The organism is Leptospira weilii serovar Ranarum str. ICFT (assembly GCF_000332415.1).
In the GTDB taxonomy this organism is placed as follows: Bacteria; Spirochaetota; Leptospiria; order Leptospirales; family Leptospiraceae; genus Leptospira; species Leptospira weilii_A.
In genome coordinates, this window is record NZ_AOHC02000042.1 from 17,635 (window position 1) to 32,755 (window position 15,121).

The 15,121-nt window shown below is 43.6% G+C and carries 14 protein-coding genes; 10 read left to right on the forward strand and 4 right to left on the reverse strand.

The features are described from left to right. Positions 1–179 precede the first annotated feature (179 nt). Positions 180–1,304 (forward strand): SpoIID/LytB domain-containing protein, encoded by a 1,125-nt coding sequence (locus LEP1GSC060_RS15115; RefSeq protein WP_003006990.1) that lies wholly within the window; start codon positions 180–182, stop codon positions 1,302–1,304. Between the two features lie 142 nt (positions 1,305–1,446). Here LEP1GSC060_RS15115 and LEP1GSC060_RS15120 read toward each other — a convergent pair whose 3' ends face one another. After that, the gene (locus LEP1GSC060_RS15120; RefSeq protein ID WP_036096706.1) at positions 1,447–1,845 is read right to left on the reverse strand and encodes a hypothetical protein; all 399 of its coding nucleotides are present in this window, start codon (positions 1,843–1,845) and stop codon (positions 1,447–1,449) included. Positions 1,846–2,310: 465 nt separating this feature from the next. Between LEP1GSC060_RS15120 and LEP1GSC060_RS15130 the strand changes: the two genes are divergently transcribed. The 3 genes from LEP1GSC060_RS15130 (at position 2,311) to LEP1GSC060_RS15140 (ending at position 6,509) form a co-directional block, all read left to right on the forward strand. Continuing rightward, the gene (locus tag LEP1GSC060_RS15130; RefSeq protein ID WP_003007042.1) at positions 2,311–3,012 is read left to right on the forward strand and encodes an ABC transporter ATP-binding protein; all 702 of its coding nucleotides are present in this window, start codon (positions 2,311–2,313) and stop codon (positions 3,010–3,012) included. 7 nt (positions 3,013–3,019) lie between these two features. Next, entirely contained in the window at positions 3,020–5,500 is a 2,481-nt protein-coding gene (locus LEP1GSC060_RS15135) for an ABC transporter permease (RefSeq protein WP_003007048.1), read from the forward strand. Between the two features lie 76 nt (positions 5,501–5,576). Continuing rightward, on the forward strand, positions 5,577–6,509 hold the full coding sequence (locus tag LEP1GSC060_RS15140) for a hypothetical protein (RefSeq protein ID WP_003007091.1): 933 nt from the start codon (positions 5,577–5,579) through the stop codon (positions 6,507–6,509). A gap of 216 nt (positions 6,510–6,725) precedes the next feature. Here the strand turns inward: LEP1GSC060_RS15140 and LEP1GSC060_RS15145 are convergent, their stop codons facing one another. Both LEP1GSC060_RS15145 and pyrE read right to left on the reverse strand, forming a co-directional pair. Continuing rightward, positions 6,726–7,433: a hypothetical protein gene (locus LEP1GSC060_RS15145; RefSeq protein WP_003006975.1), complete on the reverse strand. Its 708-nt coding sequence runs from the start codon at positions 7,431–7,433 to the stop codon at positions 6,726–6,728. Beyond that, the gene (gene pyrE / locus LEP1GSC060_RS15150; RefSeq protein WP_003006944.1) at positions 7,426–7,989 is read right to left on the reverse strand and encodes an orotate phosphoribosyltransferase; all 564 of its coding nucleotides are present in this window, start codon (positions 7,987–7,989) and stop codon (positions 7,426–7,428) included. The genes LEP1GSC060_RS15145 and pyrE overlap by 8 nt, the downstream gene beginning before the upstream one ends. A gap of 185 nt (positions 7,990–8,174) precedes the next feature. On the opposite strand from pyrE, the gene nadE reads away from it, so the two are divergent. Beyond that, entirely contained in the window at positions 8,175–10,103 is a 1,929-nt protein-coding gene (gene nadE / locus LEP1GSC060_RS15155; protein WP_003007075.1) for an NAD(+) synthase, read from the forward strand. Positions 10,104–10,121: 18 nt separating this feature from the next. Here the strand turns inward: nadE and LEP1GSC060_RS15160 are convergent, their stop codons facing one another. Then, positions 10,122–10,823: an LIC_20245 family lipoprotein gene (locus LEP1GSC060_RS15160; RefSeq protein WP_003007039.1), complete on the reverse strand. Its 702-nt coding sequence runs from the start codon at positions 10,821–10,823 to the stop codon at positions 10,122–10,124. Between the two features lie 122 nt (positions 10,824–10,945). Between LEP1GSC060_RS15160 and LEP1GSC060_RS15165 the strand changes: the two genes are divergently transcribed. From LEP1GSC060_RS15165 to LEP1GSC060_RS15190, 5 genes are all read left to right on the forward strand, one after another. Continuing rightward, on the forward strand, positions 10,946–11,686 hold the full coding sequence (locus LEP1GSC060_RS15165) for an LIC11073 family putative lipoprotein (protein ID WP_003007017.1): 741 nt from the start codon (positions 10,946–10,948) through the stop codon (positions 11,684–11,686). Continuing rightward, positions 11,683–12,444 carry a 16S rRNA (cytidine(1402)-2'-O)-methyltransferase gene (gene rsmI / locus LEP1GSC060_RS15170; RefSeq protein ID WP_003006993.1) on the forward strand — a complete coding sequence of 254 codons (762 nt, stop codon included), beginning with the start codon at positions 11,683–11,685 and terminating at the stop codon, positions 12,442–12,444. The genes LEP1GSC060_RS15165 and rsmI overlap by 4 nt, the downstream gene beginning before the upstream one ends. Positions 12,445–12,456: 12 nt before the next feature. Then, complete coding sequence (locus LEP1GSC060_RS15175; protein ID WP_003006968.1) at positions 12,457–12,780, forward strand: flagellar biosynthesis anti-sigma factor FlgM; 324 nt, start codon at positions 12,457–12,459, stop codon at positions 12,778–12,780. A gap of 76 nt (positions 12,781–12,856) precedes the next feature. Next, positions 12,857–14,023 carry an iron-containing alcohol dehydrogenase gene (locus LEP1GSC060_RS15180; protein ID WP_003007061.1) on the forward strand — a complete coding sequence of 389 codons (1,167 nt, stop codon included), beginning with the start codon at positions 12,857–12,859 and terminating at the stop codon, positions 14,021–14,023. Positions 14,024–14,265: 242 nt separating this feature from the next. Beyond that, entirely contained in the window at positions 14,266–14,985 is a 720-nt protein-coding gene (locus LEP1GSC060_RS15190) for a glycoside hydrolase family 25 protein (protein ID WP_003006954.1), read from the forward strand. Positions 14,986–15,121: the final 136 nt, after the last annotated feature.

The window sequence follows — 15,121 nt, forward strand, 5'->3', positions numbered from 1 at the left end:
AAAGGACCTTGAATCAACTTCAATTTGTTCCTGACTGAAGGAATTTATAACCTACGCTTCGAGTGGCGCGGGTTTAGGATTGAGGGTTTGGTCCTTCCTTTAAAATCCAAAAATTTCTATAGGAATTTGGATTTCCCATCGATATTCAGGAAAGAGATAGACGTATCTCCGGGATTCTTATGACTAAAAAACTAGTTTTATTTTTCATTCTCACGATCGTACTTTTGGAAACGGGTTGTAACACCGTCATCATTCGTCCGTGGACCCCTCCTTATAAAAGCCGATCGGTTCACGAAATCAAAGTGCTTCTTGGAAAAACCGAAGGTGATCTTCAGATTCGAGGAGAAGGAGTCATCTCCGTCTACGACGCAAACGATCTTTTGATTAAAAAAGGAATCGACATCATTTCCTTGGACGTTTCCCGTTTAAAGGCGCCCATACATTTCGTAGGCCAGAACTCGGGACTTGAATACAAATCCCGCAAAGTACGAGGAACGATTCATCTAATTCCCCAAGACCAAGGCTCGGCCCTTGTGGTCAACGTCCTACCCCTGGAGGAATATCTTTTGGCGGTCGTACCTTCCGAAGTTCCTTATAGCTGGCCGATGGAAGCTTTAAAAGCGCAAGCGATCTGTGCGCGAACGTATGCCGTTCGTGAAATATTAAATAAAAAGAATGCACTTTACGACGTGGAAGCGACTACAAATTCCCAAGTGTACGGGGGCCTTGAAAAAGAACATCCATTCACAACAAAAGCCGTTCAGGACACGACCGGTGTGATGGCGGTCTTCGAGGAAAATCCGATCCAAGCGTTCTTTCATTCGAACAGCGGCGGAAAAACGGAAACTCCCGAAAACGTTTGGGGAGGAAAAAAAATTCCCTATCTTCCCGCCGTTGCCTCCGAATTCGATCGTGCGGGAGATAACTTTTATTGGAGAGAAACGATCTCTCAGGAACTCGTCAATTCTAAATTCTCAAACTTAAAACTCGGCGAGATTCAATCGATTCAAGTTTTATCCAGGACGGCTTCCGGAAGAGTCGATCTGATGGAACTGAACGGAACGGAAGGTTCCTCCAGAATTCGAGGCAAAGAGTTCAGACAAACTCTCGGCGCCCCGGTCCGTTCTTTACGTTTCGGAATTCAAAAAGAAGGAAACGGCTTTCTCGTCAAAGGAATGGGTTCGGGTCACGGAGTGGGTTTGAGTCAATGGGGAAGTTTCGGGATGGCGAAAGAAAATTACAACTATTTCGAAATTCTGAGACACTACTATCCCGGAACCGATCTCGCAAGAATCACTCGTTAAAAATGGAATATTCAGAGTTTAGAGTTTAGAGTTTAGAGTTCAGAGTTCAGAGGGATTTTCCTCATAGATGGATCAGACTTTAACAAAGTACAATCTCCCTCTTCTGTAAAATTTCTGAACTCTGAAATCTGATTTCTAAACTCTATTCACTAGTATAGAGACCGGCCCAACCTTCTAAGAACAAAAATAGAATATGAAACGAGACGCCCATACTTCGAGTCGCCACCCCGTTCGGAAGTGTAGCAAAAAAATTCCAATGAAATACGTACACGACTAATATGAACACATGGAATAACGCGCCGATTCGGTTCCATTTCTTTTTATTTCCCACTTGATAGGACCCCGTCCACAATACGATCCCGGTTAAACCGGCCAATAAATAAGCCTGAATCAAACCGACATGACCCAAATTATGATCACTTAAAAAACTATAAGGTCCGGTTCCATACAAACCCAAAGTGGAGATTATGCTCATCATAAACCCCATTGCAATCAACAATGTTCCGTGAATCCTCAAAATCGTTATGCGTGCCGTTTCCATGGTTTGTATCCTCTTTTTGATTTTTATTTTACTACGTATCCCAAACTTGCCAAGCGATCCGTAGAAAGCGTCGCACTCGAGTTTCTTGCGAGATCAATTTTTTTTTATGTTCAATACTTTGCCCAACAATTCGAAGAACGACAAAGCACACTCTTTAGTTTGGGTGGAAAAATCAATATTTAGAGCTTGTCCCAAAACCTACAAGGAAATTTGCATGAGCTCCCACAGAAACCGTCTCTTTTACGGTTTTTAGGCTTTTAGATGATTTTCTCGTCTTTTAAAAACGTAGTTACCACATTTCAGGTTTTGGGACAAGCTCTGATTTGGAGTTCGTCTGAAAATCCATTCAACGGAAAGCTAAAGTATTCTTTTGTATAAATCGTCCGTGAAATTCTAAAGTTCGGTTTTAAGCGTTTTTTCACTTTCCACGGATTTCATTCCGAATTCTATTGTTTCCTCAAAGAGATGACAAACCCGAACACAAACGCGACGGATTCCAAAAGAATCCGCGTTTCAAATCTACGCAAATCCTATCAAAGCGGAAAACTTAAAACGGAAGTTCTCAAAGGATTGGATTTGGATATTCCGAGTGCTTCCATCGTCACGCTTATGGGACCGTCCGGCTCCGGTAAATCAACTTTTTTGAATATACTTGCGGGTATAGACGTCCCGGATTCCGGAGAGGTTTTCGTAAACGGAAAACCTCTGCATTCGATGAACGAAAAAGAACTTACCGAATACAGAAGGAACGAGACCGGAATCATATTCCAATTCTTTCATCTACTTCCGTATTTAAACGCTCTGGAAAACGTGGCCGTTCCGCTTTACATTTCCGGAATCGGCAAAACGCGGGCTCGAAATGCGGCGGAAGAAGCGCTTGAAAAAGTGGGGCTTTCTTCCAGAAAATTCCACAAACCGGACGAACTTTCCGGAGGGGAACAACAAAGGGTCGCGATTGCAAGAGCCCTCTGCAAACGTCCCTCTCTGATACTTGCGGACGAACCCACCGGAAACTTGGACACGAAGAATGCAGAAAACGTAATACGTCTTCTCTCGGATTTGCAAAAACAATACGGGTTCACGCTTTTTATCGTAACTCACGATCAAAAACTCGGTTCCTTGGGAGAATTCCGTTTGAAGATGGCGGACGGAATTTTGACGGACTGAAAGTATCGTGTCTTTTCGAATTTATACATTATTCCTGTTCGAATACTTTCGAAATCATAAGTTGGGCGCATTTTTCGCGTTAGCCGGAATATCCTTGGGAGTCGGACTTTTTATCTCAACCGCCGCAAACGGAATGAAGGCGGAAAAAAGTCTGACCGACTTCGCCATGGGATACTTTCAGGGAGAATATAAGATCAAAATCTCCTCTTCCCTCGGAGATCAAAACCTTCCTGTCTCTCTCATCCGAGACTTATCGAAGGAAACCTGGATCGTAAAAATCGCACCTCGATTTCAAAAAGAAGTCATCGTAAACGATTCCATCCGAGCCGTATACGTCGGTCTGGATTTTTTAAAGGAATCGGATGAATTTCGTTACGAAGCGAAATCCGACACGGGAACCGCAAAGGACAAATTCTCTTCCGTTTTTATCAGCCGTTCTCTTTCCGAAAGAATCGGAACTTCGAACGTCGACGTTCGCACGGGTTCCCATAACTTCTCCGTTGCGGAGTTGTTCGTTTTCGACTTGGAAGGCGGAAGTATTCTCATGGAAGACATAGAATCGGCGATGGAACGATTTGAAACGGGGGGACACGTTAGTTTCCTTTTGATCCAACCGAACGAGTTTCGACCCGAACAAAAACATATCCTCGAACAAAAGTTAGGTTCCGACTACAGAGTCGAAACGGTGGAAGACATCCGGGAAAAATCGGGAAACGCGTTACGCTCCTTTCAACTCAATCTTTCGGTGATATCTTTGATTTCTATCATCATCGCGCTTTTTATGGTTTCGAACACGATGTCCGGATTGTACGTCAGCCGCGAAAAAGAATTGGGAATCTTAAAAACGATGGGACTGAGCGCGGGTCACACCTTTTCCCTCTTCGTATCCCAGGCTTTGTTTTTGGGAATCGTGGGAAGTTTTTTAGGACTGGGATTGGGGTTTTTGTTTTCGAGACTCGATTTTTTCAGCCCCGAAACGACTTCCGCCGACCTTTCCTATCTCAAAACCTACAAATCCGTCCCCGTCTCCACTTGGCTCGCAGGGCTGGGAATCGGAATCGTCGGTTCTTTTTTATCCGCTGCGTTTCCGTCCTTTAGAGCGGGAAAAATTTCTCCGGTTTCGATTTTGAGAGAATCCTCTTCGGGAACGTATCGAGTAAATGAATTTCGTTTGTTATCGATCGGACTTTTGCTTCTTTGTATCTTCGTTTTCATCGCGTTCCTTCCGATTCGTTGGAGATTTCCGATCGCGGGACTTTTGGGAATCGGAGGAATCGTGGTCGGTTTTACTTTCTGTTTTCCCTGGGTGTTTAAAATTCTCGCGATTTTCTTTTTTAAACTCACGGAAAGATCCGATCGTTCTTTCGTATTTATGAAAATCGGTTTGGAAGAAATGAGAAACCAACCTCTTCGAAACACTCTTACGTCCGCGACTCTGATGCTTGCGACCTCGCTTGTGGTTTGTCTTTCGATTTTAACGGACAGCTATCGAAGATCCCTGAACGACTGGGTCCAATCGGAATTTCCCGCCGAATATACGATCGTCAATTCCGCAAATTTAGCGGCGGGAATTCAGGGAGGGGTTCCGGTCCGTTTGTTAAACGAACTCTCTCAAATTCCGGAAGTAAAATCCCTCGACGGTTTTTGCGTGAATACAAGAGTGGAAACGGATCGGGGAAACTTTACGATTCATGCATATACCTTTGCGACACACGACCGAGAGGATTCTCCGGAACGTTTCATAAAAACGGAAAACGAAATTCTAATCTCCTCCAATATGGCTTATCTGCAAAACTTCGAAATCGGAGACACGATTCGAATCGAAACGAAATTCGGAAAAAAAGAATTTAAGGTTCGAGGAATCAAAGAACATTTTTTTTCGGAACGCGGAACGATCATGATGGATATAGGAAACTACGAAAAGTTTTTCGGACTTCAAGGATACAATTCGATTAAGATCTTTTTAAAGAAGGACTCAAACAACAAAGAGGGGGAAAAATCGATCTCTAAAATTTTAGAACAAAATCCTTCCCTAAAACTATTCAACGAAGAGGAACTTAGAAAACTTTATACGGAAGGAGTGGATAAGGTTTTCGGAGTTTTGGAAACACTCAAAACGACTGCGTTTATCATTGCCATGCTTTCTTTGGTTTCGTCCTTGTTTCACAATCTCATTTCCAAAAAAAACACGTTGGGAATTCTCAAATATTTGGGAGCCGATGCCGGACAACTCGGAAGGATTTTACTGACCGAAAGCGTGTTCATTACGATCGTCTCCGTTTGTTTCGGAATTCTTCTGGCGTTTTTTCTTTCCCCGATCGTTTTGTACGTCGTCAACAAAAACGCATTCGGGTGGACTTTAAAATTCACCGTTTCTCCGGAAGCGCCGATCTTTTTTCTCGTCCTATCCCCGATCCTAGGAATTCTTTCCTGTTTGGTTCCGTTATATATTTTACAAAAATTGAGTTTTCGGATCAGTCAAGAATGAAGGTACTCACGTTGTTTAATGTGAAAACCAACTTGATTCGAAACGTTCCTTCCTATAGGATGCTTTCATTCTTATTATGAGCGCCTTAAGCGAAATAGCATTACAAATCGCTTCCGAAATTCGGAAAGTGAATCTTCGAGAAGATCAAAAAATTCCGACCTCGGATACTTTCTTAAAGGAATTGATGGGACTTTTTTCCAGGGAGCCGGACGAACTTCGAAATATTCTCGAAGCCCTCCGAGCGGCAAAAATCATATTCGTCATCAAGATCGTAATGCCGGAGGAAAAGTCGAGCAGGATGAGCGATCCGGGTGTGGACGCGTACGCCTATGCGGATCTCAAAATTCTGAACGACTTAAAATACTACTCCGAAAAAAAATTAGAACGCCTCTACGAAGCGACTTATTATAAAAAGAAATCCCCTTCCACGATCACAAGAGAACTGTTTCCGAAAATTCGGGAACTAAACAACACTCCGATCGGACGTATGGTAAACATCGCCGTGATGCTCGAAGAGTATATACGGATGATGAACAACAATCCCGACGACTTTCAAGATGATTTTCGAACTCATAACATGGAAGACATCCTCGTCGCCAAAGGCGACAGTCCGAAGGAAGGAAAAGACATCCCCGACGGTTCTTTCGGTTCCCCACCTTTGTCAAATTCTTTCGGACCGACTCTTTCTCACAGAGCGACGGATCGGATGGAGTTACCGGCCAATCTCAATCCGAACAGTCCTTGGGGGAGAATGGTTTCTAAATTTTCGATCGAATTTTTACTCAGAGTACATCTCAGAAAATGCGAGTTTGAAACGGTCCGCAAATTGATCACTTCCGGAAAGATCGTCGATGAGGAAAATCTTCGTTTGATCCGAGACAGTCTATTGAAGATGGAAAAAAATATCAACGTAGACAAGGTTCTCGCTTCTTATCTGGATGAAATGGTCGAACTCAGAAGACTCACTCAAAGAAAACTCAATCTAATCGCCAAACCGAAGACGTTCTAGGAATTAGGTTCTAGGGGTTAGGTTTTAGAACAATTTACAGAAGAGAAAGATTATACTTTGTTAAAGTCAGATCGCCCTTTTAGGAAAATCCCTCTGAATTCTAAACCCTGACCCCTAGTACATTACAGAAGAGGGAGATTCTGCCTTTATTAAAGCGCAATCAATCGATTAGGAAAATGTAACTGAATCCCGATAGTCTAAGCTCTAATTTGAATATTACAAAACCTTTAAGTAAATCAGACACTGGGCGATCAAAAGCGCACCCAAAAGGAAAATCCATCTGCGTTTGGCGGAATACACGAGTTTCACCTTGTCTTCCGGAAAATAAATCGCCACGAGAAGTGCGTTTACGTTTGCAATCAGATAAAAGGATTCCATTTTCAAACGAAAAGGCGCGTAAAAAACGGCGCCGAACATCGCAAAAGAAGGGATAAAATACAAAAGGGTTTTCGGATGTAAGAACCCGGGCCTGCTCTCTTGAACGACTGTCTTTTTTCCGGAATTTTTTTCCAACTCGGTTTGAAATCGATCGGGTTCTAAAAGATTCAAAATCGGAATCGGATCTTCTTTTGTAATAATCAGAAAACGAACGTAAGAACGAAACACGTCCCTTTCGATCGATACGACGGACTTCAGTTTCGTATCAAACGACTGACCTTTGAAATTGAAGAGTTTTATGGAATTGGAATTCAGTTCCACCTTGGCTCCTTTTAAAACCTTCAACTGTCTGGAAAAATTCCTATAAAGTAAAAACCCGAGAACCACCGAAAGAAGACCGAAAATTTTTACGAAGTCGATTCGATTTTCTTCCGGAACCTTAAGAAAATTCCAGACGATAAACGCAAGATAAAGAAGGATCACCCCGATCGAACGAAAAATCAGATTCTTTCGAAATTTATCGAGATCGTACGGAAATTCACTCATGATCCAAATTACCAAAATCAGATTTTTTGAATATAGAAAACATCTCCACTCCTTCCGCAAGGATGGCTTCTTTCCCGCCTTCTTGACGATCCAAGATACAAATTCCCCGAACGACTTCGATTCCGCAGTCTCTCAAACTACGAATCGCCTGAATCGTGGAACCGCCCGTCGTAATCACGTCGTCCACGATCACGCAGTTTTTCACCGCGTGTAAAGCGCCTTCCACCAACTTCTTCGTACCGTGATCCTTGGAAAGTTTGCGAACGATCAGAGGATACACGTTCTTATTTTGTTTTCTAAATTCCAAACCGATCCCGTAACAGATCGGATCGGCGCCCATCGTAAGACCTCCGAAAGCCTGCGGATTTAAAATCCCCGATTCGCCTAAATGCTGTTTTACGATAAGCCTACAGAGAAGTTCCAAACGATCCGGAACGAGTGTAATTTCCTTACAGTTAAAATAATGTCTGGACTTCTTCCCAGAAGCGAGGGTAAAGGGTTCTTCCGAATAACGGTAGGCGTGAGTTCGAATGAGTTCCAGAAGTTCTTGTTTCACTGAAATTCTTTCTCCAGAAAACGATTTTGTTCATTCGCTAACATAATTGAGCGTGGAAATCGAACAAGCAAAAAGAAAAGCCGATTACCAAAACCCGGAACGGATCGTCAAATCTTCATCTTCATTCTTCCCATTCGATTTAAAAAACACTTTCAAAACGGACTCCGGCCTGAATCCTGTAAAACATGCAATCCGTGAGACTTACATCCGTTTCTCTCAAAACGAAAGTATTCGATTTTCAAGGAAACTCGGATAAGATCAAAAGAGTTCTGGAACGGGAAAAAAAATCGGATCTGATCTTATTTCCGGAACTTTGTATCTCCGGTTACGGATGTGAGGATGCTTTTTTCTTTCCTAGGATCTGGAAAGAATCCTGGAATTCCCTCTTACAACTTCTTCCTTATACCGAGAACAAAATCGTAGTCGTCGGTTTACCTATATTCCAAAATCCTTATCTATTCAATTGTGCGGCGGTTCTTTGTAACGGAGCGGCGGCGGGAATCGTTCCCAAATCCAATCTGGCGACAACGGGGGTCCACTACGAAAACAGATGGTTTGTACGAGGGGAAGAAGCTCAGGAAAATCTTACGGCCCCGGACGGTTCCACGATTCCTTTCGGCTCGCTCGTTTTTGAAACCGATCATTTTTCATTCGGAGTGGAAATCTGCGAGGATTCCTGGGTATTACAAAAACCTTCTATTCCACTCGCGGAAGTCGGGACCGATCTGATTCTTTCTCCGGGAGCGTCTCACTTCGCCTTCGGAAAACAAAAAGTCCGCAGACAAATTTTTAAGGAAAGTTCCAGAAGAGAGTCTAACGTGTATTTATTTTCAAATCTCTGCGGAAACGAATCCGGAAGACTGATCTTCGAAGGCGGTTCGATGGTCGTTCAAAACGGAAAATTAATCGCGGAATCGGAGAGGTTGTTCTTCGGCGATTTCGATCTTTGTTCCGTTGAAATCGACTTCGACGCTTCCAGGGTCGATCGTGCGAAAAAATTCCGTCCTTCCGGAAATCGTTTCGAAGGAAGAAAATCATTCGAAGAAAATCGAATTTATCTCGGAATCGAATTTCCAAAAAGAACCCCGAAGATCAATCTTCCCGTTACGGAACCTTCCGTATCGGAAGAAGACGAATCTTATCCGGATTTTACGAAAGCCATTGCATTAGGACTTTTTGATTATCTAATATACTCCAAAACCAAGGGTTACACGATTTCTCTTTCGGGCGGGGCGGACAGTTCCGCTTGTGCGCTTCTTGTGACCGCGATGAAAAAGATCGCCAAACGGGAACTCGGAGAAAACTTTTTCAAATCCAAGGGAATCGAGGAAGATTCTCTTCTTTACACACTCTATCAAGCGACCACAAACAATTCGGATCGAACGAGGACTCTCGCAAAAGCTTTGGCGGAGGACGTCGGATCGATTCACGGGGATTTGACGATCGACTCCGAGGTGCAAAGTATCTCCGAAAAAATTTCAAAAATCACGGGAGTTTCTTTTAACTGGGACAAACACAACTTAATCCTACAAAACATACAGGCCAGAGTTCGTTCTCCGATTATTTGGATGCTCGCCAATTTAAACGGACATCTTCTACTTTCCACGGGAAACAGAAGCGAGGCGAGCGTGGGTTATACGACGATGGACGGAGATTCTTCCGGATCGGTCGCCCCTCTTACGGGAGTCAGTAAGGAATTCATTTTGAGATGGATGCGTTTTGTCGCGGAAGGAAAGGATCCGATTCTTCCCGCGTATCCTTCCCTGAAAGAAATCGTCCTTTCTCCGCCGAGCGCCGAATTAAAACCGCTCGAAGACAAACAAGAGGACGAAAAAGATCTGATGCCTTATCCTCTTTTACAAAAAATCGAAGAATTGTTCGTGGTGCGGGGCGCGGGATTATCCGAAATCGTTCAACTTCTTTCGGGAGATCCGGAAGTTCAAAAGTTACCCGCGGGTTTTTTAGAGGAATCGGTTCGGAAATACGTCTCTCTCTTTCACAGAAACCAATGGAAACGGGAAAGACTTCCGCCTTCGTTTCATTTGGACGATTACGGACTCGATCCCAAATCCAGTTTTCGGTTCCCTATCCTTTCCGAAGAAAGCGAATTATAAATTTAGAATATTCTAAATTTATAATCCAGCTTGTTTGAATGCGTTTTCCCTTTCCCTTTGAACCTGCTGGAGTTGATTTTTGATGGAATCCTGAATATTCTGGAGTTTCTTTTCGGTCTCTTCCTCACCGGAACCTTTTTGCAAGTCCACGAGATAATTGATGATATCCATTCTATCCTGGGTTTGTTTTTGCATGTAATCGTAATGAGTTCGGATCTGATCGGGAGTGGCGGTCCTTGCGTAGACGTTTCTTGCGGCTTCTGCAACCCGACTTTCTTCCTGTTTTTTCGCATCCTTTTCCGCAGGACTTAACTTTTTAGGAATGAGTGAATTGTTGGGGAAACGTTCCCGAAGTTGGCTGAAACGTTCCATCTCCTCGTTGGTATAGGCTTTGTTCGTCTGGGGATTTAAAGGATTGTCCGCGTCCGCGGCGTTCGGATCGTCTTCTTTGGCTCCTCCGTTTTCAGCTTCGATGTATTCTCCCTTGCCCGACTTGTAAAAGGAAGAATCAAAAATGGACTCGTTCGTTCTACCCCCGGAAGATCCGGAAGCGGAAGACGACGAACTTCCTTTTCCGCCTAAAAGAAGCGCGACGCTATCGGCCTCCTTGCTTTTTCTTTCTTTCTCTCCGGAATCTTCCGAAGAAAAAAGGATCCAAACCAGCGCCACCAGTGCGATGGAAATCCCAGAATAAACGACTAATTTACGAATGCTCACCACGAAAACGCTCCGGAATAAATTGGGGAAATTTTGATTGTAAGACCGCCGATCTAGGAAATTCTATCCTGAATCACGGAGTTCGTCTCTAATATTTGAGAAATCGGATCCTACGCAAGATAAAAATGCCTTTCCAAATTCTTCGTTCCACCTTCCTTCCGATTCTTTCCATCCTTTGGATCCTATTCGGTTGTGGTACAAACACGGACGTGGCACAATCTCCTTTTATATTCATTTCTCCGGTAGGTGTTCCTCAGTTTTTGAGCATACTGGCCATCAATGAGGGAATCACGGATACAACTTCAAAAGACACGGATTTTCAATCCGAACCGAACAGTTATAAACCGGAATTTTTAATTCGTTATTATGTGACTAACGCGGAACCGCAGTTCGTCGGTTACAACCTTTACATAACCTCGACCGCTCCTTCGGTTGCGGAAACTCTCACCGCCGGAGGAGTTTATTTGGAAAACGGAGTTCAACCTTCGTTTCCTCATCTTTCGTCCGAAGCATCCACGAGTTCTTCCAAATTACAAATTCACAGGGTCCTCAATCAAAATCCTCCTCCGGGAGTATTTCCGTTTATCAAGTGTGAAATTTATACGTTCACGATGAGAGCCCTATTGAATAGCGGAATCTTTTCCAACCCTTCCACTCCCGTAAAAATGTGTTCTTCCTCCCGGCCTTATCTTTGTTCCGTCGGTTCCAGTTGTAATCCCGCGGAATGTAACAACACCGCTTGTACAACCGCAGTAAAACAAAACTGTCCCGTCGGAACAATTTGTAATCCTTGTACGATTGCGGGTGCGGAAGAGACCGGATGTGTTTGTCCTTCCGGAGTTTCTCCTCCGGGCTGCAACTTATGAGTTCGGAGGAAGAGCCGGAACCGTTAACGGAAATTCCCCTCGAACCCGGAACTCTCTACGTGGTTTCCACTCCGATCGGAAACTTGGAGGATCTCACGTTTCGAGCTCTTCGGATCCTAAAAAATACGAATCGAATTCTCTGCGAAAACGCGGGACATTCCAAAACGTTGTTCCGGTCTTATTCCATCTCCACCCCCGCTTCCACTCTCTACAGAGATCAGTCGGAAACTCCCTACTCGGGTATATTAGAAGATTTGAAAGTGGGAAAAACATTCGCACTCGTTTCGGACGCGGGAACTCCGGGAGTTTCGGACCCGGGTTCCCATTTGATTCGAACGGTTCGGGAAGCGGGTTTTAAAATCGCTCCCGTTCCCGGCGCGAGCGCCCTCACCGCGTTACTCGGAATTTCCGGATGGCAGGCCAATCCGTTTTTGTTTCTCGGATTTTTATCCGAAAAAAAAGGTAAAAAAAGGAACCAACTCGGAGAATGGAAGGGGTTCGAGGGGCTCATTATGTTTTTCGAATCCGTTCACAGAATCGGGGATACACTGGACGCGGTCGGAGAAATTTTTCCGGACTCGGAATTTCTTGTAGGCCGAGAAATGACCAAAATTCACGAAGAAATCCTGTATTTTTCTCCCATTCTCCCCGAAAAATCCAAGGAATTTGTCCATAAGGGCGAATTTGTGGTTTTAATCAATACGAATCGGAAAAAAATGCTTAAAGGCTCTCGTGGATCGGCCGATAGAATTCAGTAGAGGTAACAAATCATGACTATCGATAAAATCGGTGGGATCGGTGGAAGCGGATACGAATCGAAAAGAACGGTTCCGGTTAAAAAAGCGGAATCCAAAGAAACTTTTGATAACGTTTCTATCTCCGATACCGCAAAACAAAAAGCATCCGAAGCAAAACTGCAAGCGGAAGTTCAAACTATAACTCGCAAAATTCTATCCACTCCGGACGATGGAGATCGTTCCGTGAAACTCAAAGAAATTAAGGAAAAGTTGAAAAACGGAGATTACGACAATCTGAGCGCCGACGTTTTGAATACGATCGCGGACAGAATCTCGGAAACCATGTTGGGCCAATAAGAACGTTACGGATAAACTGATTTTTTACCTCTATTTCAATTAGAAAGTCGCTAGGGTTATCCGGGAGACGACAACGATGCCGATACTCCCCGATTGGGTTCACTACACATTTCCTCCTAAAATCCACTTTGAAGCAGATTGCGGATACAAAGTGGGTAACTTCGTCAAAAACATCGGTTCCAGAACCGTCATCTTTTCCACACAACAAGAACTGGAAAACATGGACGAACTTTCCGTCATCAAAACGAGTTTGGAAAAACATATCGACGGGGTCATCCTCTACGACGACATCGTTAAGGAACCCACTCCGGAAGAATTGGATACCGCCGCTTACTTCGCAAAAATCGCAAACGCGGATTGTATCATCGGTTACGGCTCTTACGAATCGATCAGCATGGCCAAACTCATCGCCTTACTCGTCACAAACGACGTCTTTGCGGTGGACATGATCACCGATAAGAAAATAAAACTTAAAAAACCGATTCCTCTCATTTTGATTCCGACCCACCCCGTTTTCGGTTTGGAATGTTCTCCGATCTCTACGATCCTTCTCGGAGACGAAAAAATTACGAAATATTTTTCTCATGAACTTTTATTCCCCGAACTCATCATCGCCGATCCTAAGATTTCCTCGTTTATGAGTTCCATGGATATTTCCAAGGTCGGTGTGGGAATTTTGGCCGCGGCGGTGGATACGATCCTTTCCAAGTTTTCCACGGAACTTACGATCTCTTCCGCGCTCCGAGCGATCGAACTTTTGCAAAAGAACCTGATCCCTTCGATCCGAGATCCGAAAAACTTAAATTACAAAAACGGTCTTTACGCGGCCAGTCTTTTGACCGGAATCGCTCAGTCTTCCAGTTCTCTCGGACTTTGTTTCGCGCTTTCATTAGCAAGTGCGAATATTACAAATTTGGATATTTTTCAGTCCATGTCCATTCTTCTCCCGCACGTTATGGAATACAACCTGACCTCTTCCGCCGGTAAATATGTGATGATTGCGAGAGCCCTGGACGAAGACATCACCAATATTTCGGTGATCGAAGCCGCGATTAAGGCGGTGGAAGGAATTCGTAAAATTTTTATCGAACTGAAAATTCCCCAAAGACTTTCCGAATACGAGGTGCGAAAGATGGACCTCCCTTCGATCGCGAATCTGGCGGCTTCGTTTCCGTTTTTGGATTCTCTCCCCAGGGAACTTCCCAAGAACGAAATCGAGACGATTTTAATCGCGGCGTTTTAAGTTTTATCCTTCTTTTGAATTGTATACAAAACGATTTTGTCCACATCGAAAGAAGGCGCATCACAGCCTGATACAGAATAATAACAAAACAGAGAACCGCTTAAACCTCGCAACCAAGAACGATTGTAGGTTTGCAGTCTAAGGATCCGATACAAAACAAATTGTACGAAGAGGTTTTTTCGATGAATCTTCATTCTTTCGCTATCCTTAGTTAAAAAGCTACGATATACATATCAACGAACATGAAACGAAAAATCCTTTTCATCCTTACGTCGATTGTATTCTTACTTTTAGGATTCGGTTTGTATCGAGCCTTGGATTCCGGTAAGATTTGGTTTGTAACTCCTTCTCGGGAAACATATCCCGTGCGAGGAATCGATGTTTCCAATCATCAGGGCAAAATCAATTGGGCCTTAGTTCCAAAGTCGGAAGTATTCTTTGTTTATATTAAGGCGACAGAAGGCGGAGAGTTTCAGGATAAATCCTTCGCGTTCAATTGGAAGGAAGCAAAACGTCGGGGTTTTTTAGTCGGCGCTTATCATTTCTTTACGTTATGTAAATCCGGAAAGGAACAAGCGGAGAATTTTATACGAACCGTTCCCGCGAACTCCAACTCCCTCCCGCCGGTGATCGATTTGGAATTTGTAGGAAACTGTAAGGAAAGACCTCCGATCGAAAACGTTTCCGGCGAAATTCGGGATTTTTTAAACCGTGTCGATTTGGTTTACGGTAAAAAGACGATCCTCTATCTTACATACGAATTCATCGATCGATACGTCGGAACTGACTTTCAAGATCATCCGATTTGGATCCGGGATATATTCAAACATCCGAATACGTTTTCGGATCAGAGATGGATTCTTTGGCAGTATCACAATCGAGGGCATATTCCCGGAATTAGCGGTCCCGTGGATCTGAATGTCTTGAATGGAAGTCCGGAAATTCTCACATTAGAGAAATAGTATTTTTAATTTAAAATCCGTTGGAAATGAAACTTCACAAGAAGGAATTTATTTTTATCGGAAATGTAAAAGATGCCTAATAAATATAAAATCGTAAAAAAACATTTGAAACTGCCTCTTTGACCCTAAAACTTGG

Excerpts from the sequence above, each read along its gene's own strand:
- LEP1GSC060_RS15145 (WP_003006975.1), bottom strand. The coding sequence starts at position 7,433 with ATGAGTGAATTTCCGTACGATCTCGATAAATTTCGAAAGAATCTGATT.
- LEP1GSC060_RS15140 (WP_003007091.1), top strand. The coding sequence starts at position 5,577 with ATGAGCGCCTTAAGCGAAATAGCATTACAAATCGCTTCCGAAATTCGG.
- LEP1GSC060_RS15165 (WP_003007017.1), top strand. The coding sequence starts at position 10,946 with ATGCCTTTCCAAATTCTTCGTTCCACCTTCCTTCCGATTCTTTCCATC.
- LEP1GSC060_RS15120 (WP_036096706.1), bottom strand. The coding sequence starts at position 1,845 with ATGGAAACGGCACGCATAACGATTTTGAGGATTCACGGAACATTGTTG.
- LEP1GSC060_RS15175 (WP_003006968.1), top strand. The coding sequence starts at position 12,457 with ATGACTATCGATAAAATCGGTGGGATCGGTGGAAGCGGATACGAATCG.
- nadE (WP_003007075.1), top strand. The coding sequence starts at position 8,175 with ATGCAATCCGTGAGACTTACATCCGTTTCTCTCAAAACGAAAGTATTC.
- LEP1GSC060_RS15130 (WP_003007042.1), top strand. The coding sequence starts at position 2,311 with ATGACAAACCCGAACACAAACGCGACGGATTCCAAAAGAATCCGCGTT.
- LEP1GSC060_RS15180 (WP_003007061.1), top strand. The coding sequence starts at position 12,857 with ATGCCGATACTCCCCGATTGGGTTCACTACACATTTCCTCCTAAAATC.
- LEP1GSC060_RS15115 (WP_003006990.1), top strand. The coding sequence starts at position 180 with ATGACTAAAAAACTAGTTTTATTTTTCATTCTCACGATCGTACTTTTG.
- LEP1GSC060_RS15190 (WP_003006954.1), top strand. The coding sequence starts at position 14,266 with ATGAAACGAAAAATCCTTTTCATCCTTACGTCGATTGTATTCTTACTT.
- rsmI (WP_003006993.1), top strand. The coding sequence starts at position 11,683 with ATGAGTTCGGAGGAAGAGCCGGAACCGTTAACGGAAATTCCCCTCGAA.